Raw genomic sequence first — 2,006 nt, forward strand, 5'->3', positions numbered from 1 at the left:
GGCGATTGCCATTATGTCGTAGATACTGAAAAAGCAGCTTATTTTTCTGTAACTGAAATATTGGATTGATTATAAACCGTATTGGACTTTTGTTCCAATACGGTTTATTCTTTTTGTTGTAGAGATGACCTGAAAAGGAGTAAACAATGAAAATTAATTTTACGAAAAAACAATATGAAACATTGTTCAAAATGGTTCAGTATGGATATTGGGTTGCTTCCGATATTGAAAATAATAATGAGTTTAGTGACTTAGAACAATACCTGAATTCCTATGCAAAGGATTTTGGCATGGAAGGAATCCACTTTGTGAAGGAATATGAAATATATGATTTGAGTCATGAATTGGAAAATAAACTTCATGAAGTTATAGATGAATATGAAGAAGGGGTGTTCAGGGATAAGCTTGCCTATCACATGGCAAGAAAAGAGTTTGCAAAGGAATCGAACCTTCAAGAGTATACTCAAGAGGAAGCATTTAAACGAATTATGGAACTCGAAGAAAAATATCACCTTCATATTGAAGAACGTGGGTTAGAGCATCTAAAGATAGAAGAATAAGGGGTGAAAGGGAGAGAGGGAATTATTTGTCCTCTCTCCTTTATTTTCTGTTCTATAACTTCGAAGTGAAAATAATATGAATTCCACCACTATAATGATTTTTTTACCACATATGCTTTTTATTCATCATGACCAAATTTTGAGCGAATTTGTTCAGCTGTGAATTCGTAAAAAGCCATTAAATCATTTTGTGAAGCAAACCCCGCTTGCGCAGACTTTTCATTACCCCCGCCTTTACCATTATACGAGCTGAGTGTTTCTTTAAAATATTGTCCGCAATGAATGGAGGAGGACCCACTGTGCGCGAGCAGGATCTTTTGTTCCTTATATGATGCAAATAACACGAGCACTTTTTCTTTTTGAACCATTGTAGCTGAAAGAAATTGGAGTTCTTTCAATGAGCTGTCTTCGAAAATATGAGATATGAACCCATCCCCATTATTTTCAAGCAAGGAATCAGCAAGAAACTTTGCATTTTCAAGTTTGAGTTTTTCATGTGTCGATGCTAGTTGTTTGTAGTCATCTTCTAATTTTTCCACCCTGTTGATTATTTCTTTTCGTCCGGTATTAAATTTAGTCGATAACGCTGAAAGAACATTAAGACTATCAGAAAAATCGTTCAATGCCCTCAAACCGCATTTGAAATATAGACGTGTATGTTCTTTTTGTTTCTCCGTTTTGAGGATTTTAATTAGGCCAATCTCCCCGGTTTGTTCTACATGCGTTCCGCCACAAGGATTATACTCAATCCCTTTAATTTCAACAATACGGATATTCTCTGACACTGTTGGCATTTTGACGACAGGAAGTGCCTGTATTTGCTCTTTTGTCACAAAATATGTGAGAAGCTTGCGATTCTCGTAGATATATTGATTAACCTGCTTTTCAGTAGCTATCGTATGTTCCTCGGTCCATTGGGGCGCGATTATATCAATAGTTATATTTTCCGTTCCGAGATGAAAACTGACAGTATTCGCATCAAACAGTTCCCGGCAGACAGCCGAGAGTAGATGCTGACCGCTATGCTGTTGCATATGATCGAAGCGGCGTTCCCAATTGAGTTCACAATGAACAAATTCAGAACCTGGCCTACATTCAAGCTTGTGAAGGATATTTCCATCCTCGCTTTTTGTAACGTCAAGGACAGTGATTCCATCTATACTGCCTGTATCGGAAGGTTGACCACCTCCTTCTGGATAAAAAGCAGTTTCTTCAAGAATGATGTAATAAAAGCCATTATCTTCGAAAATCTGCTGGATTTTTGTATCCCATTGAGATGTCTTTGATGACGTGTAATACAATTTTCTAGTCATGAATAATTCCTTTCCCTTTCAGTTGGTCATTAAATTATAACATCGCAAGTCAGTTTTATGAAAAAGCAAGGTTGGTAAATTGGCAAAGGTTTTTAAGGTTAGTAGGTGTGTTAGAGTTGGACGAATCCAAGAC

2 protein-coding genes are annotated in these 2,006 nt (G+C 36.7%); one reads left to right on the forward strand and one right to left on the reverse strand.

Features of this window, described 5'->3' with window-relative positions; genetic code table 11:
- The first annotated feature begins 146 nt into the window (after positions 1-146).
- Complete coding sequence (locus AC1DUW_RS26990) at positions 147-560, forward strand: hypothetical protein (protein WP_252432276.1); 414 nt, start codon at positions 147-149, stop codon at positions 558-560.
- 119 nt (positions 561-679) lie between these two features.
- On the opposite strand, the gene AC1DUW_RS26995 is transcribed toward AC1DUW_RS26990, so the two are convergent.
- Complete coding sequence (locus AC1DUW_RS26995; protein WP_477643944.1) at positions 680-1,873, reverse strand: alanyl-tRNA editing protein; 1,194 nt, start codon at positions 1,871-1,873, stop codon at positions 680-682.
- Positions 1,874-2,006 lie beyond the last annotated feature (133 nt).

The organism is Peribacillus sp. P4_C12, from assembly GCF_056402095.1.